We start from the raw sequence: 21065 nt of genomic DNA, 5'->3' as shown, positions 1-21065 counted from the left end.
TCCGCGTCACCCGACCCGTCAGTCCCCGAGAGGAACCCGATGTCCAGCCCTGAGCACGCGCCTATCCCGCCGACCCGCGAGCGGACGCGTCGACACTCCTGGGTCCGCGTCCTCATCCCGGTGGCGCTGATCCTCGTCTGGCTGGTCGGCGCGGGACTCGGCGGTCCGCTCTTCGGCAAGGTCGACGAGGTGTCGTCGAACGATCAGACCAGCTACCTGCCGGAGTCGGCCGATGCGACCCAGGTGCAGAAGCTCCTCGGGGAGTTCAACGACAGCGATGCGATCCCGGCGATCGCCGTCTTCGTGGCCGACGACGAGCTGTCCGAATCCGATCTCCAGACGATCACGGATGCCGTCGCCGACTCCCCCGATGTGGAGGGCGTGAGCCCCGACGTCTCCCCTGCCCTCGCCTCCGAGGACGGTCAGGCCGTGCAGGCGTTCATCCCGATCGAGGGAGACGCCGAACTCGCCGACGCCATCGAGGCTCTCGGCACTCAGCTGCGCGACGCCGCCCCCGACGGCGTGACGGTCTATATCACCGGTCCCGCAGGATTCAGCGCCGACCTCGTCGCCGGTTTCGCCGGCATCGACGGGCTGCTCCTGGGCGTGGCCCTGCTCGCCGTCCTGGTGATCCTCGTGCTCGTGTACCGCTCATTCCTCCTGCCGCTCGTCGTCCTGTCCACAAGCCTGTTCGCACTGTGCGTGGCCCTGCTCGTGGTGTGGTGGCTGGCGAAGTTCGAGGTGCTGCTGCTCAGCGGGCAGACCCAGGGCATCCTGTTCATCCTTGTGATCGGAGCGGCCACCGACTACGCACTGCTGTTCGTGGCTCGATTCCGCGAGGAGCTCCGTGTCGTCCAGGACAAGGGCACAGCCGTGCTCGCCGCGTGGAAGGGCTCGTTCGAGCCGATCGTCGCCTCCGGCGGCACCGTGATCGCCGGACTGCTGTGTCTGCTGCTCAGCGACCTCAAGTCGAACAGCACGCTGGGCCCGGTCGCCGCGATCGGCATCGTCTTCGCAATGCTCGCGGCCCTCACCCTGCTGCCGGCCCTGCTGCTGCTCTTCGGTCGCGCGGTGTTCTGGCCGCGACGTCCGAAGTTCGAGCCCGCCGTCGTCGCCGAGGAGCACGGGATGCGCACGACGGGGCTGTGGGCCCGTCTGGCCGGCCTCATCACCAAGCGGCCGCGCGTCATCTGGATCGTCACCACACTCGTGCTGCTCGCCGGCGCGGCCGGAGTCCTGCAGCTCAACGCCGTCGGCGTTCCCCAGTCCGATCTCGTGCTCGGCGCCTCCGAGGCACGCGACGGACAGGTGGCGCTGGGCGAGCACTTCCCCGGCGGCTCGGGAAGCCCGGTCTACGTCGTCGTCGCGGAGGACCGGATGCAGGACGCGGCCGACGCGCTCCTCGCCGACGACGGGATCGACGGCGTCTCGGTCACCGCATCGGAGTCGCCGAGCGGATCGGCGCCCGTCACCGGGGATGGGATCACCGCAGTGGGTCCCCCGGGGACCCCGGCGCCGGAGCCCACCGTGGTCGACGGCGAGGTGCTGCTTCAGGGGACCCTGACGGATGCCGCCGACTCCGACGCCGCAGCTGCGACGGTCCGTGACCTGCGCACGCAGCTCGACGAGGTCGATGCCGTGGTCGGCGGTGTCACCGCGACCGCGATCGACACGAACGACGCGTCGATCCATGATCGCAACCTGATCATCCCCGTGGTCCTCGTCGTCATCATGCTGATCCTGATGATGCTGCTGCGCTCGATACTCGCGCCGGTACTGCTGATCCTCACCACCGTGCTGTCGTTCGGCACCGCGATGGGCGTCTCGGCGCTCGTGTTCAACGGCGTCTTCGACTTCCCCGGCGCTGATCCGGCCGTCCCGCTCTACGGATTCGTCTTCCTCGTGGCGCTAGGCATCGACTACAACATCTTCCTGATGACCAGGGTCCGTGAGGAATCCCTCGAGCACGGCACGAGGGAGGGTGTGCTGCGCGGACTCTCCATCACCGGCGGCGTGATCACCTCGGCCGGTCTCGTCCTGGCGGCGACGTTCGCGGCGCTGTCGGTCATCCCGATCTTGTTCCTGGCGCAGCTGGCGTTCATCGTCGCCTTCGGAGTCCTGCTCGACACGTTCGTCGTGCGGTCGCTGCTCGTGCCGGCGCTCGCCTACGATCTCGGCCGCGTGATCTGGTGGCCGTCGAAGCTGTGGCGCAGCGGTCGCGACTGATGGGGTGCCCTCGACTGGATTCGAACCAGCGACCTGCCCTTTAGGAGAGGGCTGCTCTATCCTGCTGAGCTACGGGGGCGCGGGTTCCATTCTAGAGGACCCCGCGCCCCCTCCTCCTGCTCAGGCGGCGAGGGCGAGGTAAGGCTCCCAGCGCGGATCGCTGCGCTCGGTACCACGTACCGTCCAGGCGGTGCCGTGCGGCGGGCGAGGCGAGAACCGCAGCTCCCACCGCATCTCCTGGGGCGTGCGATCGCTTTTGGTGTTGTTGCAGCGCAGGCAGCATGCGACCAGGTTCTCCCACGAGTCCGCGCCGCCGCGCGAGCGTGGCATCACATGATCGATGGTCGACGCCGCCTTGCCGCAGTACCCGCAGCGATGGTTGTCGCGACGCAGCACGCCGCGCCGGGTCACCGGGACACGTCGGCTCGAGGGGATGCGCACGTAGCGGGAGAGGACGATGACGGCCGGCCGATCGTAGACGCCGTGGCTGCCCCAGACGGGGTCGTCCTCGATGCGCTCGATCACGGTCGCCTTGTCGTTCATGACCAGGACCAGGGCTCTCTTGAACGACACGATCGCGAGCGGTTCGTATCCTGCGTTCAGTACCAGTGTGCGCATCGTCATCCTCTCGATCCGCCAGGACGGCTTCCCGGCACTCTCGACTCACACGACGCCGCGCAGAGCAGAAGCGCTCGCAGGGACGAAAAAAGGCGCTGTCTACAGACAGCGCCTCATGCACACGGCAGAACCGTGCACTCCCTGCGGACGATGCAGAAGGACATGACGACCGAGGGCATCCATGGTTCGGATGCTCGATATTCGCTCCATCTGCTTCTCCCGTCTGTACGACGACGGGTTCAGGCTAACCCATCAGGCACGCAGCGGGGTCAAACTGCGGGTGAACGCCCGAAGGCGTGTCCGCGAGGCCCAAGGGGCGAGCGATCAGCCCGCGTTGGCACCGAGCGATCAGCCCGCGTCGCGCATCGAGCGATCAGCCCGCGTTGGCACCGAGCGATCAGCCCGCGTTGGCACCGAGCGATCAGCCCGCGTTGGCACCGAGCCAGGCGATGGGCTCCATCAGGCCGCCGTTGACCCAGACCTCGAAGTGCAGGTGGTTCGCGGTCGAGCGACCGGTGCTGCCGACGAAGCCGATCAGCTGGCCCGCGGCGACCGTCTCGCCGGCCTGGACCTGTCGCGAACCGTAGATCATGTGACCGTATGTGGTCTGCACGCGCTGACCGCCCACGACGCTGTCGAGCATGACGCAGACGCCGTAGCCGCCGATGTTCTCAGCGGACGCGCGGACGACTCCGGCGGCGGCGGCGTAGATCGGCGTGCCGGCCGGGGCCAGCATGTCGGCACCCTGGTGGGCTCCGCCGACCGTGCGGCTGACGTTGTAGGAGCCCTGCGGCAGCGGATAGCGGACCTCGCCGGACCCGGGAGACACGAGAGCGTAGCTGCCGATGTCGAAGTTGCTGGATGCGGTCGCGGTGGTCGAGGAGGCAGCGGCCTTGGCACGGGCGGCGGCAGCCTCTTCGGCCTTCTTCTTCTCGATCTCGTCCGGCGTGGTCGCGGTGAACGTGCCGCGGTTGAGCGGCGCGGCCGCGGCGTCGGAGGCGACGACGAGCGACTGGGCGTCGACGGCGGCCATCTGCTGCACGGTGGTGGCCGACTCGGCCGGCTTGGAGGCGGCGTAGGCGGGCAGAGCGACGGCGGCGACGAGGGCACCGACGGCCCCGAAGATGGCGATCGAACGCAGCGGCTTGACGACCTTGCGTGCGTCGACCCGCGCACGGGAGGTGCGGGCGACTGCTCGATCTTCAGTTGTCTTCGCGGGCTTCTCGATGTCTGTGGCCAAAACTTAGTCCTCCTGCGCCTGCACGCTCGGGTAGCGCTGGCTCGTCGGCACTCTGCTCTCGTGGCACGTATGTAGCTCGGGTACGTTGTGCGGTCTGACCGGGAGGTCGACGAGCCTGGAAGGCGGATCCTCTCGGGTGTCGTCAGCGGGCTTCTTCGACGACTCGTCCGAGGTTACCGGAAGATAACGGTCCTGTCACCCTGCGAACCTGGCAATCCTCGGAGAGGCGGAATTCCGCGGCTCGACGGCCTCTGGCAGCGGCGATCAGGCGGGTTCGCCGACGAGGAAGATGTGCGAGGCGAGCTCGACCGGAAGCTCGAGTCCGTCTTCCTTGCCCTCCATCTGGATCAGGACGTAGCCCTCGTTGAAGCGGTAGTCGCCCTTCGCGCCGGGCACGACACCCGCATCGCGGAGCTGCTCGAGCAGCTCGGGGTCGACCTGCGCAGGCTCGGCCAGACGACGCACGGTGCCGTCGATCGGGGCACCGGCGGCGTTCAGCTTCTGCACCAGTCCGATGACGCCTTCGTCGAACGTGCGCGCCGGGGCATCGCCGAGCTGGTCGAGACCGGGGATGGGGTTGCCGTACGGCGACTCCGTCGGGTGGCCGAGCAGTTCGACGAGGCGGCGCTCGACCTGCTCGCTCATGACGTGCTCCCAGCGGCAGGCCTCTTCGTGCACGAACGCCCAGTCGAGGCCGATCACGTCGGACAGCAGACGCTCGGCGAGGCGGTGCTTGCGCATGACGTTGACGGCCTTGCTGCGACCGGCATCCGTCAGCTCGAGAGTGCGGTCCTCCGACACCACGACCAGCCCGTCGCGCTCCATCCGACCCACCGTCTGCGAGACCGTCGGACCCGAGTGACCGAGGCGCTCGGAGATGCGCGCACGCAGCGGCACGATGTTCTCCTCCTCGAGCTCGAGGATGGTGCGGAGGTACATCTCCGTGGTGTCGATCAAGTCCGTCATGTGGGCCTCCGGGTCTTCTTAGGCAAGCCTACATTCCCGCGGGGACATCGGGGCGTCACAGGGCAGGGGCCGCGGGGCCGCACGCCCTAGAATCGACGCATGGCGATCGAGATCCCCCGCAACCTCCTGCCCGCTGACGGCCGCTTCGGGTGCGGCCCCTCGAAGGTGCGCACCGAACAGCTCGACGCGCTGCTCGCCGACGCACCGACGCTGCTGGGCACCTCGCACCGTCAGGCGCCGGTCAAGAACCTCGTCGGCAGCGTCCGCGAGCAGCTCGCTGCGCTCTTCCGCCTGCCCGAAGGCTACGAGATCATCGTCGGCAACGGCGGCTCCACCGCGTTCTGGGATGCCGCCGCGTTCGGCCTCATCGAGCGCCGCAGCCAGAACCTGGTGTTCGGCGAGTTCGGCGGCAAGTTCGCCGCTGCGGCAGCAGCGCCTTGGCTCGAGGCCCCGGACGTCCGCAAGGCCGAGCCCGGTTCACGCGGAGCATCCGAGATCGTCGAGGGCGTCGACGTCTATGCGTGGCCGCACAACGAGACGTCCACGGGCGTGGCCGCTCCCATCGAGCGGGTGGCGGTCGACGGCGCCCTGACCGTCATCGACGCGACGAGCGCGGCCGGAGGCATCGACTTCGACGCGGCGCAGGCTGACGTCTACTACTTCGCCCCGCAGAAGAACCTCGGCTCCGACGGCGGCCTCTGGTTCGCCGCCGTCTCCCCCGCAGCGGTCGATCGCATCGAGCGCATCGCGGCATCGGACCGGTACATCCCCGAGTTCCTGAGCCTCAAGAACGCGGTCGACAACTCGCGCCTCAACCAGACCCTCAACACCCCTGCGCTGACGACCCTGCACCTGCTCGACAGCCAGCTGCGCTGGATCCTCTCGAACGGCGGACTCGCGTGGGCCGGAGCGCGCACCGCCGAGTCTTCGGGGGTCCTCTACGACTGGGCCGCCGCGTCCGCCGTCGCCACTCCGTTCGTCGTGGACGCCGCACACCGCTCGCCCGTCGTCGTCACGATCGACTTCGACGAGAGCATCGACGCCGCAGCCATCGCGAAGACGCTCCGAGCGAACGGCATCGTCGACACCGAGCCCTATCGCAAGCTCGGCCGCAACCAGCTGCGCGTCGCGACGTTCGTCTCGATCGATCCGGACGACGTGCGCCAGCTCACGCGGTCACTCGACTACGTGCTCGAACAGGGCGTCTGACCCGAGCACCCCCGCCCTCGGGCGCTGACGGGAGCCGCGCTCGCGCGCAGACGCGTCGGCCGTCGAGGAGGTCGGCGCGCCGTCGTGCTCGCGGAGGCCTATTCCTCGTCGTCCGACTCGTCGGCGTCGTCGTCCTCGTCCGACTCGTCGTCGTCGTCGTCGGACTCGTCATCGTCCGACTCATCATCGTCCGACTCGTCATCCGCGTCGTCGGCGACCGAGTCGTCGAGCTCATCGATGTCGACGCCGTCGAGGTCGCCGGCATGCAGCTCGCGCGGCTCAGCAGCGAGCTCGTCATCGTCGAGGTCGTCGTCGTCATCATCGTCGTCGTCATCATCGTCGTCGTCGAGGTCGTCATCCTCGAGCTCGTCGTCGTCGACGTCGTCGAGGTCGTCATCGGCGTCGAGATCGTCGTCCTCGGATACCTCCGCCACGTCCGCCGCAGCGGCCGCCGCCTGCTCGGCGAGCTCGACCTGATGCGCGCGATACTCGGCGAGACGCTCGGCCCACGGCACCCACTCCGGCGCGAGCAGCGCGCCGTCGCCGGGCAGCAGTTCGACCTCGAGCACCGTCGGGTCCTCGTCATCGACCCGATCCACGGTGACGGTCCAGTACCAGCCCGGGTACCCGGGAAGCCGGTTCTCGAAGCGCAGCGAGACGGATCCGTCGTCCTCGCGGAGGTAACCCGCAGCGGGCCCCACGGTGCTCGCCGGAGTGATCTCGTGCAGCGCGGCGAGGGCGAGATCGTGCGCCTCGATCAGGCGCTGGTCGGCATCAGGCTTCGAGGTCATCGGCTACCTTGCGCAGGACGGCCGCGATCTTGCGGCCATGGGCGGACGACGGATAGCGGCCGCGACGCAGGTCGCCGCCCATGCCGTCGAGGAGCTTGACGAGGTCTTCGACGATGATCGCCATGTCGTCTGCGGGCTTGCGCTTGGCCTTCGCAAGGCTGGGCGGGGCTTCGAGCACCCGAACCGACAGCGCCTGCAGTCCGCGCTTGCCGTCGGCCACGCCGAACTCCACGCGCGCACCCGCCTTCACCGCCGTGCCCGCGGGCATGGCGGAAGCGTGCAGGAAGACGTCCTGGCCGTCATCGGAGGCGATGAAGCCGAAACCCTTGTCTTCGTCGTAGAACCTGACCTTGCCGGTGGGCATGGGAGAAACCTCGCTGAGTCGGTGTGGAACGGGATCGGACGCACGTGTGCGGCCATGTCCAGCCTACCGGTCGCCGGACAAGGAATCCGAAGGTCACGGTGCGGAACCGAGGCTGCGCGCAGCGACTAGGCTGAGAGGGATGAGCACCAAGAGCCCTGAGCCCGAGATTCCCGTTCGCCGGGTGGATCGCATCCTCGCGTTCTCGGCGCTCGGGCTCGCCGCGGCATCCATCCTCTGCTTCTTCGCGATCATCATCGGCACCGCCGTCGGCATGGAGCAGAAGGACTTCGGCGGAGGCGCCTGGCCTCTGGTCGCCGCGATCCCGTACTGGGGCCTTCCCGTCGCCTTCCTGATGATCATCGTGCTGCTCGTCATGAGCTTCATCCGAAAGGGTCGCGCGGCATCGCGACCCTGAGGCACACGTCATGAGCACGCACGCCCGCCCGCTGGCCGAATGGCTGTCGGAGGCGAGCGATGCCGACCTCGCCACGCTCTTCGCGGCCCGTCGAGTACGACCGGATGCCGGGTGGCAGGACTTCTTCGATGCTGCCGAGGCTCTGCTCGACCCGGCGTCGATCGCGCGCATCCTGCCGATGCTCACGCATTCCGAGGCCACCGCACTTCATGCCGCGGCGTCCGGCACCGCCCCCGCGAAGGAATCGTCCGAGCGCGAGGCGCTCACCCGACTCGCGCTGCTCCGCCCTGACGGCACACCGTTCCCTCCGGTGCAGACTGCCGTGGCCGAGCGCGACGCACCGGAGCCTCTGCGGGCGGCCGAACCGGAACCTGCGCACGAGGCCGACGCCGCACACGCCGCCGAGCGTGCGTTCACGACCGTCGCGGCTCTCGCCGACCTCCTCCTGCTCGCCCGTGAGCGGCCGTTCGCGCTCCTGACCGGCGGCACCGTCAGCGCGGGCGAGAAGCGGATGCTGGCCGAGGCCGGCATCCCGGCAGAGTCCATCGACGCCCTCGTGACCATCGCCCTCGACGCCGACCTCGCCGCTCCGATCGACCGTCGACTGGGCGCCACGGACCACACCGAGGCCTGGTTGCGCTCCCCCGTGGGCGATCGATGGAGTGTGCTCGTCGCCGGCTTCCGTGATGCGCTTCCTCGTGGCATCCGCATGGAGAACGGCGGATGGGTCGCCACGACCGCCTGGCCTCAGGCGCATCCCTGGGACGCCGCCTGGCCCGAGCGGAGCGCGGCTCTCCTCGAACGCGCCCGTCTGCTCGGCCTCATCGCGGATGACGGCAGGGAGCCGGCGTGGGCGGCACCGCTGCGTCGCGGTGCCGAGGCGGATGCGACCGCGCTCACCTCCCTGCTGCCGGCCGAGGTCGACCGCATCTTCCTCCAGAACGACCTCAGCGCGATCGCGCCGGGGCCGCTCGCTCCCGCCCTCGACGTGCGCCTGCGCACGATCGCCACACGGGAATCGGCCGCCCAGGCGTCGTCCTACCGGTTCACCCCCGAGTCGATCGCACACGGCCTGGTCGTCGGCGAGACCGAGGAATCGATCCTCGAGTTCCTCGAAGACCTCTCTCTCACCGGCATCCCTCAGCCCCTGCGCTACCTGGTGTCCCAGACCGCGCAGCGTCACGGGCTGGTCAGGGTGTCGACGGATGCCGAGACCGGCCGCACCCGCATCGAGAGCACCGATCAGAATCTGATCGAGGCGATGGCCGTCGACCAGGGCCTCCGGTCGCTCGCACTGGCGAAGCATGTCGAGTCCCTCTCGACGCGGGTCGGACGCGACACCGTGTACTGGGCACTGACGGATGCGCGGTACCCCGCGACGCTCGTCGACCACGACGGCACCCCGCTCACCGGCGAACGGAACCCGATCACGACGACCTCCGTGCCCGCCGCAGTCGACCATGGCCCGCTCATCGCCGCGCTGCGCTCGCATCAGGGACCGGACGCCGACGCCGCCTGGCTCGATCGCGAGCTCGAGGCTGCAGTGCGGGCCAAAGCCGTGCTACGCGTCACCGTGGGCATGCCGGACGGATCCACCAGGGAGCTGATCCTCGAGGCGACGGGTCTCGGCGGCGGCCGCCTGCGTGGCCGCGACCGTGCGGCCGACGTCGAGCGCACGCTGCCGGTATCGAGCATCCGCGCCGCATCCGTCATCCCGCAGTAAACTGGACAGCTATGTCTGATGGCCCCCTGATCGTCCAGAGCGATCGCACCGTGCTGCTCGAAGTCGCCCATTCGGATGCCGAGAGCGCCCGCCACGAGCTGGCGATCTTCGCCGAGCTCGAGCGCGCCCCTGAGCACATCCACACCTACCGGATCACCCGTCTCGGACTGTGGAACGCTCGCGCTGCCGGGCATACCGCCGAGGACATGCTCGAGACCCTCGACCGCTGGTCGCGCTTCCCGGTGCCACCGTCAGTCGCCGTCGACCTGCGTGAGACCGTGAACCGCTATGGACGCCTCGTGATCGAGCGCGACGATGAAGGCACCCTCATCCTGCGGTCGAGCGATCCCGCCGTGCTCGCCCAGGTCGCCAACAACAAGCGCATCCAGCCCCTGCTGATCGGCCATCCCGCTCCCGACACGTTCGTCGTCGACGCCTGGGCCCGCGGGCAGATCAAGCAGGAGCTGCTGAAGATCGGCTGGCCTGCCGAGGACCTCGCCGGCTATACGCCGGGAACCCCGCACGAGATCGAGCTCGCCGAGGACGGCTGGCAGATCCGTCCGTACCAGCAGGATGCCGTCGACGCTTTCTCGAAGGACGGATCCGGCGTCGTCGTGCTGCCCTGCGGCGCAGGGAAGACGATCGTCGGCGCGGGAGCGATGGCTGCGACCAAGACGACGACGCTGATCCTCGTCACCAATACGGTCTCGGCCCGCCAGTGGCGCGACGAGCTGCTCAAGCGCACGAGTCTCACCCCGGAGGAGATCGGCGAGTACTCCGGCCAGGCCAAAGAGGTCAAGCCGGTCACGATCGCGACCTACCAGATCCTCACGGCGAAGCGGAAAGGCGAGTACGCGCACCTCGCGCTGCTGGACGCCCTCGACTGGGGCCTCATCGTCTATGACGAGGTGCATCTGCTGCCCGCCCCCGTCTTCAAGCTCACCGCCGACCTGCAGGCCCGCCGACGCATCGGCCTCACCGCCACCCTCGTGCGCGAGGACGGCCGGGAGGGCGACGTGTTCAGCCTGATCGGCCCCAAGCGGTTCGACGCCCCGTGGAAGCAGATCGAGGCGCAGGGATTCATCTCCCCCGCCGCATGCTACGAGGTGCGCGTGGACCTGCCGCCGGACGACCGGCTGGAGTACGCCGCGGCGACCGACGACGAGCGGTACCGGCTCGCGGCATCCGCTCCGGCGAAGATCGACGCCGTGCGCGAGCTCATCGCGAAGCACAAGGACGAGCGGATCCTCGTGATCGGGCAGTACCTCGACCAGCTCGACTCCCTCTCGCAGTCGCTGAACGCACCGCAGATCACCGGTGCCACGCCCGTCGACGAGCGCGAAGAGCTGTACCGCGCCTTCCGCGAGGGCGAGATCTCGCTGCTGGTGGTCTCGAAGGTCGCGAACTTCTCGATCGACCTTCCCGAGGCATCCGTCGCGATCCAGGTCTCCGGCTCGTTCGGATCCCGCCAGGAAGAGGCGCAGCGACTGGGCAGGCTCCTGCGTCCCAAGCAGTCAGGACGCACGGCGAGCTTCTACACCCTGGTCGCCCGCGACACGATCGACCAGGACTACGCGCAGAATCGCCAGCGGTTCCTCGCCGAGCAGGGGTACAGCTACACGATCATGGATGCCGACGCGATCGCGGCCTGAGCGGCGAGACGGTGCGCCGCAGCGGCGGCTACGCGGAGGGCGAAAGCGCCGCTCCGACGGATAATCAGCATCCCCATGGCCGAAGTCACCATAATGGGGACATGACTGATGCGCGCATCCTGGTCGTCGACGACGAGCCCAACATCCGCGACCTGCTCTCCACGGGTCTCAGCTTCGCCGGCTTCCAGGTGAAGACCGTCGCCAACGGCGCCGCCACGATCTCTGCAGTCCTCGAGGAGGAGCCGGACCTCATCATCCTCGATGTCATGCTCCCCGACATGAACGGGTTCAGCGTGACCAAGCGCCTGCGGGGCGCTGGATTCACCGCGCCGATCCTGTTCCTCACCGCCAAGGACGGCACCGACGACAAGATCGAGGGCCTCAACGCGGGTGGAGACGACTACGTCACCAAGCCGTTCAGCCTCGACGAGATCGTGGCCCGCGCCCAGGCCATCCTGCGCCGCACGATGCAGGCCGATGAGGAGTCGATCATCCGCGCCGGCGAGCTCTCGATGGACCAGGACACCCACGACGTCCACGTCGGCAAGGAGTCGATCGAGCTCAGCCCCACCGAGTTCAAGCTCCTGCGCTACCTCATGCTCAACCCCAACCGGGTGCTGTCGAAGGCGCAGATCCTCGACCACGTGTGGGAGTACGACTTCAACGGCGATGCGGGCATCGTCGAGAGCTACATCTCGTACCTCCGTCGCAAGATCGATCCCCACACCGAGGAGTCGGTCATCCAGACCAAGCGTGGCTTCGGCTACATGCTCAAGGTCGGCAAGTAGTCCGGCTCACCGCCGGTCACTGACGCCGCACCGCATCCGTCTCAGGGAGGACCGCATGGCGCACAAGCCTGACGCGGTCACCCGCTGGTGGCGCTCGATCAGCCTGCGCGCGAAGGTGACCGGCGTCACTGTCGCCGTGCTCGCGCTGGGCCTGCTGGCGGCAGGGATCGGCACCGCGCCGATCCTCCGCAACTCGCTGATCGACAACATCGACTCCCAGCTGCCGGCGCTCGTCTCGGCCGACCTCGCCGACCGGTACTTCGATGTGACGGTCGAAGACGGCAAGACGATCTACACCCCCACGGATTCGCCGCGCGACTTCTTCGTCGCGATCTACGACGCGGAAGGCGAGCTGCAGACGACCACCGGCAGCTCGGCGAATGGCGCGCCTCTGTTCCCCTCCACCTACTCGCTGCTGGAAGCGCAGAACAACGAGGATCAGCGCTTCACGATGGAGGGCACCAAGGGGTCGAGCTTCCGTGCGGCCGTGGCCAGGGTCCCCGGCGAGGGCGACGGCTCGCTGCGGATCCAGATCGTGGCGATGCCACTGGAGTACGCGGACCGGATCATCGGCCAGTACTTCGGCATCTACATCACGGTCGCCCTGATCACGATCCTGATCGCCGCTCTGCTCACCCGAGGCCTGGTCACCCTGACGTTCCGTCGGCTGGGACAGGTCGAGTCCACGGCCATGTCGATCGCCGCCGGAGACTTCACCCAGCGCCTCACGGACCTCGAGCCGACGACGGAGGTCGGCCGCCTCAACAGCGCGATCAACACCATGCTCGACCGGGTCGACGGGTCGCTTGCGCAGCGCGACCGCACCGTGCAGCACATGCGCCGGTTCATCGGCGACGCGAGCCACGAGTTGCGCACGCCGCTCGTCAGCGTGCGGGGCTACGCCGAGCTGTATCGCATGGGCGCCATCAAGGGCGAAGAGGACACCGCTCGCGCCATGGAGCGTATCGAGAAGGAGGCGATCAGGATGGGCGTGCTCGTCGAGGACCTTCTGGCGCTCGCCCGTCTCGACGAGGAGCGTGAACCGGAGATCGAGGCGCTCGACCTCCGCCCCATCGCCCGCGACGCCGCCCTCGATCTGCGCGCAGCCGCTCCCGCCCGCACGGTCACCGTCATCGACCGCACGGTCGAGGCCCCGTTGATCGACGTGACCACGCGGTCGAACCCGGTCGTCCCCGCTCCGCAGACCCCGGCGCCCCGCGGGCTCTCCCGGGGGACGCTCGCTCGCCTGCGCCGACGCCCGCGCACCTCCGCGGCAGATGTCCCCGCCATCGACTTCACCGAGGCAGCGGACATCCCCGTGCGCACCCCGCCGATCGTCCTGGGCGAGGAGAACAAGGTTCGTCAGGTCGTCACGAACCTGCTCGGCAACGCACGTCGCTTCTCGCCGGAGGAGAGCCCGATCGAGCTCGTCGTGGACGCCGACCGCGTGCGCGGCACGGGCAGCATCTCGATCGTCGACCACGGCGAAGGCATCCCTCCGCAGATCCGGGAGCAGATCTTCGAGCGGTTCTGGCGCGCCGACACCTCCCGCGCCCGCGAGACCGGCGGATCGGGCCTGGGGCTCGCGATCGTGTCGTCGATCGTGAAGGCGCTGCACGGCAGCGTGGCGGTCTCCGAGACCCCGGGCGGCGGGGCGACCTTCACCGTGACGTTCCCGCTCGCACCCTCCCGCGCGACCCCCGCCCACCTGCTCGAGGACACTCAGCCGCTGGAGCCGCTCGACCTCTGACGCGGTCCCTCCTGCACGGCGCGGCACCGTTGCGGGTTCTGCACATCGCGCGGGATCGGATGCCGCCCGACCCCTCTCGGCGCGAGTTCGACTCCTATCGTCGGAACCCCAACCGAGAGGAGTTCCCATGTCCGTCTTCACCGTCGACACCGAAGCCGTAGGTGCGGCCCAAGCCGCAGCCCTGGCCACCATGGAACGAGTGCATGCCGACGCCGCGACGCTCATGTCGCAGCTCACCCAGCTGCAGTCGTCGTGGGTCGGCACCGCCTCGACCGCGTTCCAGTCGTGCGCCGATCAGTGGCGAGGAGCGCAGCTGCACGTCGAGCAGGTGCTCGAATCGATCGGCCATTCCCTGGGCAGCGCGGCGACCCAGTACGCCGACGCCGACCAGTTCTCGGCCAGCCTGTTCCACTGAGTCGGCACGGGCGGCGCAGCCCGGTACGGCACCGCGTTGCACCGCGCAGTACCGATCCTGAACGCAGAAACGCCCCGACCGGAAGGTCGGGGCGTTTCTGTCAATGGAGATGGATCAGAAGTCCATGCCACCCGACGGGTCACCCATGGGAGCGGCGGCCTTCTCGGGCTTGTCGGCGACGACGACCTCGGTGGTGAGGAAGAGGGCCGCGATCGACGCTGCGTTCTGCAGTGCCGAGCGGGTCACCTTCGCCGGGTCGATGATGCCCGCTGCGAACATGTCGACGTACTCGCCGGATGCCGCGTTCAGGCCCTGGCCCGAGGGGAGCTCGGCGACCTTGTTCGCAACGACTCCGGGCTCGAGACCGGCGTTGAGCGCGATCTGCTTGAGCGGAGCCTCGATCGCGACGCGAACGATGTTCGCACCGGTCGCCTCGTCACCCGTGAGGGAGAGCGAGTCGAGCGCCTTCGTACCGGACTGGATCAGCGCGACGCCACCGCCGGGGACGATGCCCTCTTCGACGGCTGCCTTCGCGTTGCGGACGGCGTCCTCGATGCGGTGCTTGCGCTCCTTGAGCTCGACCTCGGTCGCCGCGCCCGCCTTGATGACGGCGACGCCACCTGCAAGCTTGGCGAGACGCTCCTGCAGCTTCTCGCGGTCGTAGTCGCTGTCGGTGTTCTCGATCTCACGACGGATCTGCGTGACGCGACCCTCGATCTGGTCTGCCTCACCGGCGCCCTCGACGATCGTGGTCTCGTCCTTGGTGACGATGACCTTGCGCGCACGACCCAGCAGGTCGAGCGTGGCGTTCTCGAGCTTCAGACCGACCTCTTCGGTGATGACCTGACCACCGGTGAGGATCGCGATGTCCTGCAGCTGCGCCTTGCGACGGTCGCCGAAGCCGGGAGCCTTGACGGCGACCGACTTGAAGATGCCCTTGAGCTTGTTGAGCACGAGAGTCGCGAGAGCCTCGCCCTCGACGTCCTCGGCGATGATGACGAGCTCCTTGCCGTCCTGGATCACCTTGTCGACGATCGGCAGAAGGTCCTTGATGTTCGAGATCTTCTGGTTCGCGATCAGGATGTAGGCGTCTTCGAAGACTGCCTCCTGGCGCTCGGGGTCCGTGACGAAGTAGGGGTTCAGGTAGCCCTTGTCGAAGCGCATGCCCTCGGTGAGCTCGAGCTCGGTGCCGAAGGTCTGCGACTCCTCGACCGTGACGACGCCTTCCTTGCCGACCTTGTCGATCGCCTCGGCGATGAGCTCGCCGATGGCCGGGTCAGCGGCCGAGATCGATGCGGTCGCGGCGATCTGCTCCTTGGAGTCGATCTCCTTCGCGCTGGCGAGCAGTTCCTCGGTGATCGCGGCGACGGCCTTCTCGATGCCGCGCTTGAGCGAGATCGGGTCTGCGCCGGCTGCGACGTTGCGCAGGCCCTCGCGGACGAGCGCCTGAGCGAGGACGGTGGCGGTGGTGGTTCCGTCGCCGGCGACGTCGTCGGTCTTCTTGGCGACCTCCTTGACGAGCTCCGCGCCGATCTTCTCGTACGGGTCGTCGAGTTCGATCTCCTTGGCGATGGACACACCGTCGTTCGTGATCGTGGGAGCGCCCCACTTCTTCTCAAGCACGACGTTGCGACCGCGCGGGCCGAGCGTCACCTTGACGGCGTCGGCGAGGATGTTGAGGCCGCGCTCGAGGCCGCGGCGGGCCTCCTCATCGAAAGCGATGATCTTTGCCATGAGTTTTGTCGTCCCTCCTGGACGTAGACGTTGGGTTTAGCACTCAGAGTGAGAGAGTGCTAACGCCATTCTGGCACTCGACCCCATCGAGTGCAAGCCACGCGGAGGGACGGCGGGGCGGACTACGGCGCGGGCGTCTCGGGTGCCGTCGTCGTGCGGTCGACGCCGATGACGACCGTGAGCTGCTTGGCACCAGTGTCGTTCAGGCTCGCGTAGGCGTCGCTCTGCTCGACCTCGGCTCCGCCGATGAGCCGGGCGAGGCCGATGGCGGCCAGCTCGTCCTCGTCAGCGATGTAGTACACAGTGGTGGTGGTGAAGTCCTGGCTGTCGCTGTCGGTGGCGAACACCGAGCCCGCCGCCCATCCGCTGTTGATGAGATCGTCGCGCATCTGCTCGTCCAGCCCGGCGTCCGGCGAGGCGTTCAGGATCATCACCGAGTATGTGACGTCGACGACGCCGGTCTCCTCCGGCGTCGGGGTCGCACTGGGCACCGCTTCGGGGAACAGCGTGATGCGCTCCATGACCACGAGGGCTCCGAAGATCCCGCCGATGATGAGGATCAGCGCGGCCACGAACGACCAGAGCAGGACGACCCATCCGTTCATCCCCGGGGCTTCGGCGCGGTGCGCTCCGACGCGTCCGGACGATCGGGGGACGTCGTCGAATCGATCTCGGGTGGGCTTTGACACCCCTCGATGCTAACGGCACCGACCTCGGTATCCGCTCCCTGCCGTCCCAGCGCGTGGCGGGCGGCGTCTCAGCCGACGAATCCGGGCGTGCGCGCGGCCCGCTGGAAGGATCGCGCATCCCGGATGCGACGCAATCGCCGCACCAGCATCGGATCGTACTGCAGCGCCGCCTCGGAGTCGATCAGACGTCCGAGGAGCTGGTAGTACCGCGCCGCGCTCATGCCGAGCTGCGCGCGGATGACCTCCTCCTTCGCGCCGCCGTGCCGCGGCCAGGCGGTCTCCAGCGCGAGGATCGCGCGATCGCGCTCGGTCAGCTCTCCCAGCATGGGACCAGATTAGGTCCGCGCGGGGCTCTCTCCGTGGCGCCACTCCCACCAACGGCCGAGAGGATCTGCCGAAGCCCGCACGCGCCCGTCGAGGGCCACGGCGAACCCCGTCCATTCGGTCTGGTCGATCGGCGGCTCCCACACGTCCAACACGGCGGGCGGGTCGATCGTGATCCACCGGGCAGGGAGGCTTCGGATGCGCTGCACCAGCGCCGTGCGGGCTTCGCGGGGGATGTGCACGAGCACCCCGGGGGTCGTGATCACGAGAGTCGCGTGCTCGGGCGCCTCTGCCGCCAGCGCGTCGAGGTGGTCCACGGCGTCGCCCGCGACGAGGAGCGGAGGATCGGCTGCGGCGATGTCGAGGGCTGCCGTGACGCGCTGCTCGCGCCCCTCCTCCCCCGGCCAGACCAGCCCCTGCAGCCAGCGCCGATCCCGCTCGTCCGCCGCATCGAGCGGGGCGAGGTCGATGCCCGCACGCCACACCACCTCCGGCATCCGCCAGGCGGGCAGCTCCCCCTCGACACGACTCTCCAGCACGACGGACGACGGCCCGTCCGTCGGATCCAGCTCACGACGCACCGCTCCGTCCGCACCGATCACGCGGTACGAATAGCGATCCGGATATAGGCAGAGTCCAGCCGACGCACCGATCTCGAGCAGCGCGATCGGGCCGTCGATCTCCGACAGCACGGGCAGCAGCGGGGCGAGGCGCAGCGGCTCGTTCGTCTGCAGACGCCGAGCCGTACACTCCGCGACCACCTCGTCGGCGTGCGCGAGGACGAAGGACCGCAGACTCCGGTATCCCTCCAGAGGCATGCCCAGCATCCGCGCCACGGCGAACACCAGCGGGGGCTGCCTCCGGTTCTCCGGGATGCGAGAGAGGATACGCTGCACCTCGGGATCGTCGGCGATACCCGCCGCCCATTCGGCGTACAGGTCGCTGCGACCCGGCGCCTCCTGCTCGGCGAAGCGGGCGTAGCGCAGCTGCACGGCATCCGTCATCCGTCCATTCTCTCGTGGCGCCGTCGCGCTGCGAACGCGAGAGAATGGAGGCAGACCCTCAGGAGGACCGATGTCGTACAGCGTGGACAAGACAGAAGAAGAGTGGCGTGCCGAGCTCGGCGAGGAGCAGTACGCGGTGCTGCGCCAGGCTGCGACCGAGCGCGCTTGGACCGGCGAGCTGCTCGACGAGGAGCGCGCCGGCCTCTACACGTGCGGGGCATGCGGTGCGGAGCTGTTCCAGAGCGGCACGAAGTTCGACTCCGGATGCGGCTGGCCGAGCTTCTACGAGTCGGTGCGCCCCGACGCCGTGGAGCTGATCGAGGACACCACCCTCGGCATGGTGCGCACCGAGGTGCGCTGCGCGAACTGCGGCTCGCACCTGGGCCACGTCTTCCCTGACGGCTTCGGCACGCCCACCGGCGACCGCTACTGCATGAACTCCCTCGCCTTGAACTTCACCCCCGAAGAGTCGTGAGCGCGCTCGACGCCGTTAGAGCACGACAGTCCTGGTCGAAGGTCACCGGCGACGCCCCCTCGCGCGACGAGCTGCTCGCGCTCGTCGAGGCGGCGGGTCGAGTCGCGGACCACTCGTCGCTGCGCCCCTGGCGTCTCATCGAGCTGCGCGACGAGGACCGTGAGGTGCTGGGGGCGGCGATCGCGAAGGCCGAGGGCGACCGGTCGCCCTCCTCGAAGCCGCTGCGCGCGCCCCTGCTGATCGCCGTGGTCGCCAGCTACCGGAAGAGCGACAAGGTGCCGCGCTGGGAGCAGGAGGCCGTCGCCTCCGGCGTCGCCCACACGCTGAGCCTGCTGCTCGATGAGGCCGGATGGGGCGTGCTGTGGCGTACCGGGCGCTACACCCGGGCGAAGGCGGTCGCCACGGCGCACGGTCTCGGCAAGGACGAGGAGCTGCTCGGGTGGCTGTACGTCGGCGGGAAGCCTGCCGGCAGGGGTCCCGGTCGACGCAAGACCATCGACGCCGGCGCGTTCCTCCAGCGGATGCCGACGCCGCAGCCGAATCCGGAGAAGGCGCAGAAGGCCCCGAAGCCGAAGAAGAAGGACAAGCAGGACAAGCAGAAGAAGAAGTAGGTCAGCGGCGCCGAGGGAGGGCGACGATGACCGAGGCCACGGCGACGACCACCATCCCGAGCAGCTGCCACAGCTGGGGCCCCGCCGCGGCCGGCCAGACCAGGTCGATGACGACGGATGCCGTGAGCTGACCCAGCACCGACCCGAGTCCCATCAGCAGGACCCCGGTGTGGGCAACGATGAACGCGCCGAGCAGGATGTAGGCCGCCCCGAGCAGACCGCCGACGTACAGCCACGGCTCGGCAGGCGGCTGCGCAGGCATTCCGCGCAGGGCGACGCTGATGCCCGCCGCGACGAGCAGCGCGATCGTGCCGGCGATGAAGCTCATGAAGGTCGCAGCGATCGGCGACTGCACTCGCTGCGCCAGTCGCCCGTTCGTGGCAGCCTGCCAGGCGATGCCGACTCCCGCCGCGAACGGCAGCAGCAGCATCCACAGCGGCGCGGTGGCCAGGACGTCGCCGCTCAGGGAGATGCCCACGGCGGCGAGCGCGAGGGCGCCGCCCAGGACGCGTCCTGGAGTGACGGCCACGACCCCGGCGGGCCCGAAGCCGATGCGGTCGAGCACGAGGCCGTGCAGCGTCTGCCCCGCGACGACTCCGACCGTGAACAGCGAGACGCCCAGCACTCCGGCGGTGATGCCCTGGGTCGAGACGGTGAGGGCTCCGCAGGCGCCGCCCAACAGCATCCAGAACGGGATCGTTCGCTGTCGGATCCCGCCTGCCAGGCGCACGACACCACGGCGGGCGGAGGGGATGCAGGCGATCACCGCGGCGAGCGCGAGGAGCCCGACGGCGAAGGAGATGAGTCCGGCGACGATGCCGTTGTCGACCCGGACCCCGAGCACGCCGTTGATGCGCGCCTGGACGGCCGTCATGACGCCGATCGCGACCGCTCCTCCGAGCGCCACCGGCGGGGAGAGTCTGCGCGTCGGGGTCACCCATCGACCCTAGCCGAGCCGGTCGAGGCGCCCGGCCCGCGCGGATGTCGGAGACGGGGCGTACCCTGGCGGCATGTGCGCGAGTTATGGCCTGGATCCCCGATTCACCGACACCGAGCTCCTCGCTGCCGCCGACGAGGCGGTGCTCGACGGGCTGCGCGACTGGGCGGAGCAGAACGCCCGCGAGACGGTGCGTCCGACCGGCAAGAACCTCCGCAACCTCAACCCCATCGTCGTGCAGCCCGACAGCACGCCGGAGCTGGAGCCCGCCTGGTGGGGATTCCTCGTCGGCGGAGAGCCGGCGAAGTTCCCCTCGATCAACACCCGCTCCGAGCGGCTGCAAGACCGGCCGGGCGGGCTGAAGAGCCGGGCCCTGGTGCCGGCGACCAGCTGGTACGAGATGAAGAAGCCCGAGCGGGTGTGGCACGAGTTCGTGGTCGATGACGGGGCGCTGTTCGGCATGGCCGCGGTCACCCAGCGCGGGCGCACCGCCGACGGACAGTCGTTCACCTGCTACTCGATCGTGATGCGCCCCGCGCCCGAGCATCTCGCCGGCATCCACGACCGGATGCCGCTGCTGATCCCCGCGTCGCTGAGCGACGACTGGCTGACCGCCGAGCCGGGCAGGGAGATCATCGACGAGGCTCTCGCCGCAGCCGCCGCCCTCGACGAGCGGGTGCGCGCCGCTCCGAGAGCGGACGACAAGGGCGCGGATCGGCTCTTCTGACGGCATGGATCCGACACAGCTGGTCGCCACGGCGACATCGCGCGCCGAGGAGCTCCCCGGTGCAGTCCGGGAGAACCCTTTCGGGCCGGAGTGGGACGTCTACAAGGTCCGAGGACGCGTCTTCCTGCTCGTGCCGCTCGACGGCACCGGACGCGTGACCCTGAAGTCCCATCCCGACGACTCGGTGGCGCTGCGGGAGACGTTCGCCGACATCGTGCCGGGCTATCACATGAACAAGAAGCACTGGATCACGCTGCTGCCGGGTTCCTCGCTGGAGGACGAGCTGGTGACCGAGCTCGTGACGGAGTCGTACCTGCTGGTGGTCGAGAAGCTCCCTCTGGCCCAGCGGCCGGTCGATCCGCAGCTGTTCGCGCGACCGGCACCGGAACAGACCGGAGCGCAATAGG

The 21065-nt window shown here is 69.0% G+C and carries 22 protein-coding genes and 1 tRNA gene; 12 read left to right on the top strand and 11 right to left on the bottom strand.

The genetic code is table 11. The features are described 5' to 3' along the window. Positions 1-39 precede the first annotated feature (39 nt). Positions 40-2226: an MMPL family transporter gene (locus BLW44_RS06025; RefSeq protein ID WP_060926626.1), complete on the top strand. Its 2187-nt coding sequence runs from the start codon at positions 40-42 to the stop codon at positions 2224-2226. Between the two features lie 5 nt (positions 2227-2231). Here BLW44_RS06025 and BLW44_RS06020 read toward each other — a convergent pair. The 4 genes from BLW44_RS06020 to BLW44_RS06005 form a co-directional block, all read right to left on the bottom strand. Further along, positions 2232-2305 (bottom strand) — tRNA-Arg (locus tag BLW44_RS06020). Between the two features lie 41 nt (positions 2306-2346). Continuing rightward, positions 2347-2844: an HNH endonuclease gene (locus BLW44_RS06015; protein ID WP_060926651.1), complete on the bottom strand. Its 498-nt coding sequence runs from the start codon at positions 2842-2844 to the stop codon at positions 2347-2349. Between the two features lie 421 nt (positions 2845-3265). Next, complete coding sequence (locus BLW44_RS06010; protein ID WP_082724511.1) at positions 3266-4084, bottom strand: M23 family metallopeptidase; 819 nt, start codon at positions 4082-4084, stop codon at positions 3266-3268. Between the two features lie 264 nt (positions 4085-4348). Then, the gene (locus BLW44_RS06005) at positions 4349-5050 is read right to left on the bottom strand and encodes an iron-dependent transcriptional repressor DtxR (protein ID WP_060926625.1); all 702 of its coding nucleotides are present in this window, start codon (positions 5048-5050) and stop codon (positions 4349-4351) included. A gap of 99 nt (positions 5051-5149) precedes the next feature. Between BLW44_RS06005 and serC the strand changes: the two genes are divergently transcribed. Continuing rightward, on the top strand, positions 5150-6259 hold the full coding sequence (serC, locus tag BLW44_RS06000) for a phosphoserine transaminase (protein ID WP_060926624.1): 1110 nt from the start codon (positions 5150-5152) through the stop codon (positions 6257-6259). 98 nt (positions 6260-6357) lie between these two features. Here serC and BLW44_RS05995 read toward each other — a convergent pair whose 3' ends face one another. Then, on the bottom strand, positions 6358-7050 hold the full coding sequence (locus BLW44_RS05995) for a DUF3027 domain-containing protein (protein WP_060926623.1): 693 nt from the start codon (positions 7048-7050) through the stop codon (positions 6358-6360). Continuing rightward, positions 7034-7414, bottom strand: a complete 381-nt coding sequence (locus BLW44_RS05990; protein WP_060926622.1) for a cold-shock protein — start codon at positions 7412-7414, stop codon at positions 7034-7036. Before BLW44_RS05990 ends, BLW44_RS05995 begins: the two co-directional genes overlap by 17 nt. A gap of 139 nt (positions 7415-7553) precedes the next feature. Here BLW44_RS05990 and BLW44_RS05985 point away from each other — a divergent pair, with 139 nt between their 5' ends. The 6 genes from BLW44_RS05985 to BLW44_RS05960 all read left to right on the top strand — a co-directional run bounded on the left by BLW44_RS05985 (position 7554) and on the right by BLW44_RS05960 (position 14157). Further along, a complete protein-coding gene (locus tag BLW44_RS05985; protein ID WP_060926621.1) occupies positions 7554-7829 on the top strand; it encodes a hypothetical protein in 276 nt (91 codons plus the stop codon). 10 nt (positions 7830-7839) lie between these two features. Then, positions 7840-9552: a helicase-associated domain-containing protein gene (locus BLW44_RS05980; RefSeq protein ID WP_060926620.1), complete on the top strand. Its 1713-nt coding sequence runs from the start codon at positions 7840-7842 to the stop codon at positions 9550-9552. Between the two features lie 11 nt (positions 9553-9563). After that, positions 9564-11204 carry a DNA repair helicase XPB gene (locus BLW44_RS05975; protein ID WP_060926619.1) on the top strand — a complete coding sequence of 547 codons (1641 nt, stop codon included), beginning with the start codon at positions 9564-9566 and terminating at the stop codon, positions 11202-11204. Between the two features lie 101 nt (positions 11205-11305). Next, positions 11306-11992, top strand: coding sequence for a response regulator transcription factor (locus tag BLW44_RS05970; RefSeq protein WP_042539813.1), 687 nt, complete (start codon positions 11306-11308; stop codon positions 11990-11992). A 55-nt stretch (positions 11993-12047) separates the two neighbouring features. Beyond that, positions 12048-13742, top strand: coding sequence for a sensor histidine kinase (locus BLW44_RS05965; RefSeq protein WP_074731637.1), 1695 nt, complete (start codon positions 12048-12050; stop codon positions 13740-13742). A gap of 127 nt (positions 13743-13869) precedes the next feature. Then, positions 13870-14157 (top strand): WXG100 family type VII secretion target, encoded by a 288-nt coding sequence (locus tag BLW44_RS05960; protein ID WP_060926618.1) that lies wholly within the window; start codon positions 13870-13872, stop codon positions 14155-14157. 114 nt (positions 14158-14271) lie between these two features. Here BLW44_RS05960 and groL read toward each other — a convergent pair whose 3' ends face one another. The 4 genes from groL to BLW44_RS05940 form a co-directional block, all read right to left on the bottom strand. After that, positions 14272-15891 (bottom strand): chaperonin GroEL, encoded by a 1620-nt coding sequence (groL, locus tag BLW44_RS05955; RefSeq protein WP_060926617.1) that lies wholly within the window; start codon positions 15889-15891, stop codon positions 14272-14274. Between the two features lie 122 nt (positions 15892-16013). Continuing rightward, positions 16014-16580, bottom strand: a complete 567-nt coding sequence (locus BLW44_RS05950) for a LytR C-terminal domain-containing protein (protein ID WP_245647386.1) — start codon at positions 16578-16580, stop codon at positions 16014-16016. A gap of 68 nt (positions 16581-16648) precedes the next feature. Next, complete coding sequence (locus BLW44_RS05945) at positions 16649-16906, bottom strand: DUF3263 domain-containing protein (RefSeq protein ID WP_060926615.1); 258 nt, start codon at positions 16904-16906, stop codon at positions 16649-16651. A gap of 9 nt (positions 16907-16915) precedes the next feature. Next, positions 16916-17908: a DUF2332 domain-containing protein gene (locus BLW44_RS05940; RefSeq protein ID WP_060926614.1), complete on the bottom strand. Its 993-nt coding sequence runs from the start codon at positions 17906-17908 to the stop codon at positions 16916-16918. A 70-nt stretch (positions 17909-17978) separates the two neighbouring features. Here BLW44_RS05940 and msrB point away from each other — a divergent pair, with 70 nt between their 5' ends. Then, positions 17979-18383 carry a peptide-methionine (R)-S-oxide reductase MsrB gene (msrB, locus tag BLW44_RS05935; protein WP_060926613.1) on the top strand — a complete coding sequence of 135 codons (405 nt, stop codon included), beginning with the start codon at positions 17979-17981 and terminating at the stop codon, positions 18381-18383. Further along, on the top strand, positions 18380-18994 hold the full coding sequence (locus BLW44_RS05930; RefSeq protein ID WP_060926612.1) for a nitroreductase family protein: 615 nt from the start codon (positions 18380-18382) through the stop codon (positions 18992-18994). The genes msrB and BLW44_RS05930 overlap by 4 nt, the downstream gene beginning before the upstream one ends. Before the next feature lies 1 nt (position 18995). Here the strand turns inward: BLW44_RS05930 and BLW44_RS05925 are convergent, their stop codons facing one another. Next, on the bottom strand, positions 18996-19901 hold the full coding sequence (locus BLW44_RS05925; RefSeq protein ID WP_060926611.1) for a DMT family transporter: 906 nt from the start codon (positions 19899-19901) through the stop codon (positions 18996-18998). Between the two features lie 103 nt (positions 19902-20004). Here BLW44_RS05925 and BLW44_RS05920 point away from each other — a divergent pair, with 103 nt between their 5' ends. Next, positions 20005-20658: an SOS response-associated peptidase family protein gene (locus BLW44_RS05920; protein ID WP_060926610.1), complete on the top strand. Its 654-nt coding sequence runs from the start codon at positions 20005-20007 to the stop codon at positions 20656-20658. Positions 20659-20662: 4 nt separating this feature from the next. Further along, complete coding sequence (locus BLW44_RS05915; RefSeq protein ID WP_060926609.1) at positions 20663-21064, top strand: MmcQ/YjbR family DNA-binding protein; 402 nt, start codon at positions 20663-20665, stop codon at positions 21062-21064. Position 21065 lies beyond the last annotated feature (1 nt).

The organism is Microbacterium hydrocarbonoxydans (assembly GCF_900105205.1).
Lineage (GTDB): Bacteria > Actinomycetota > Actinomycetes > Actinomycetales > Microbacteriaceae > Microbacterium > Microbacterium hydrocarbonoxydans.
Note: the sequence above shows the minus strand (reverse complement) of the source record. Positions and strands in the feature narration are given on the sequence as shown.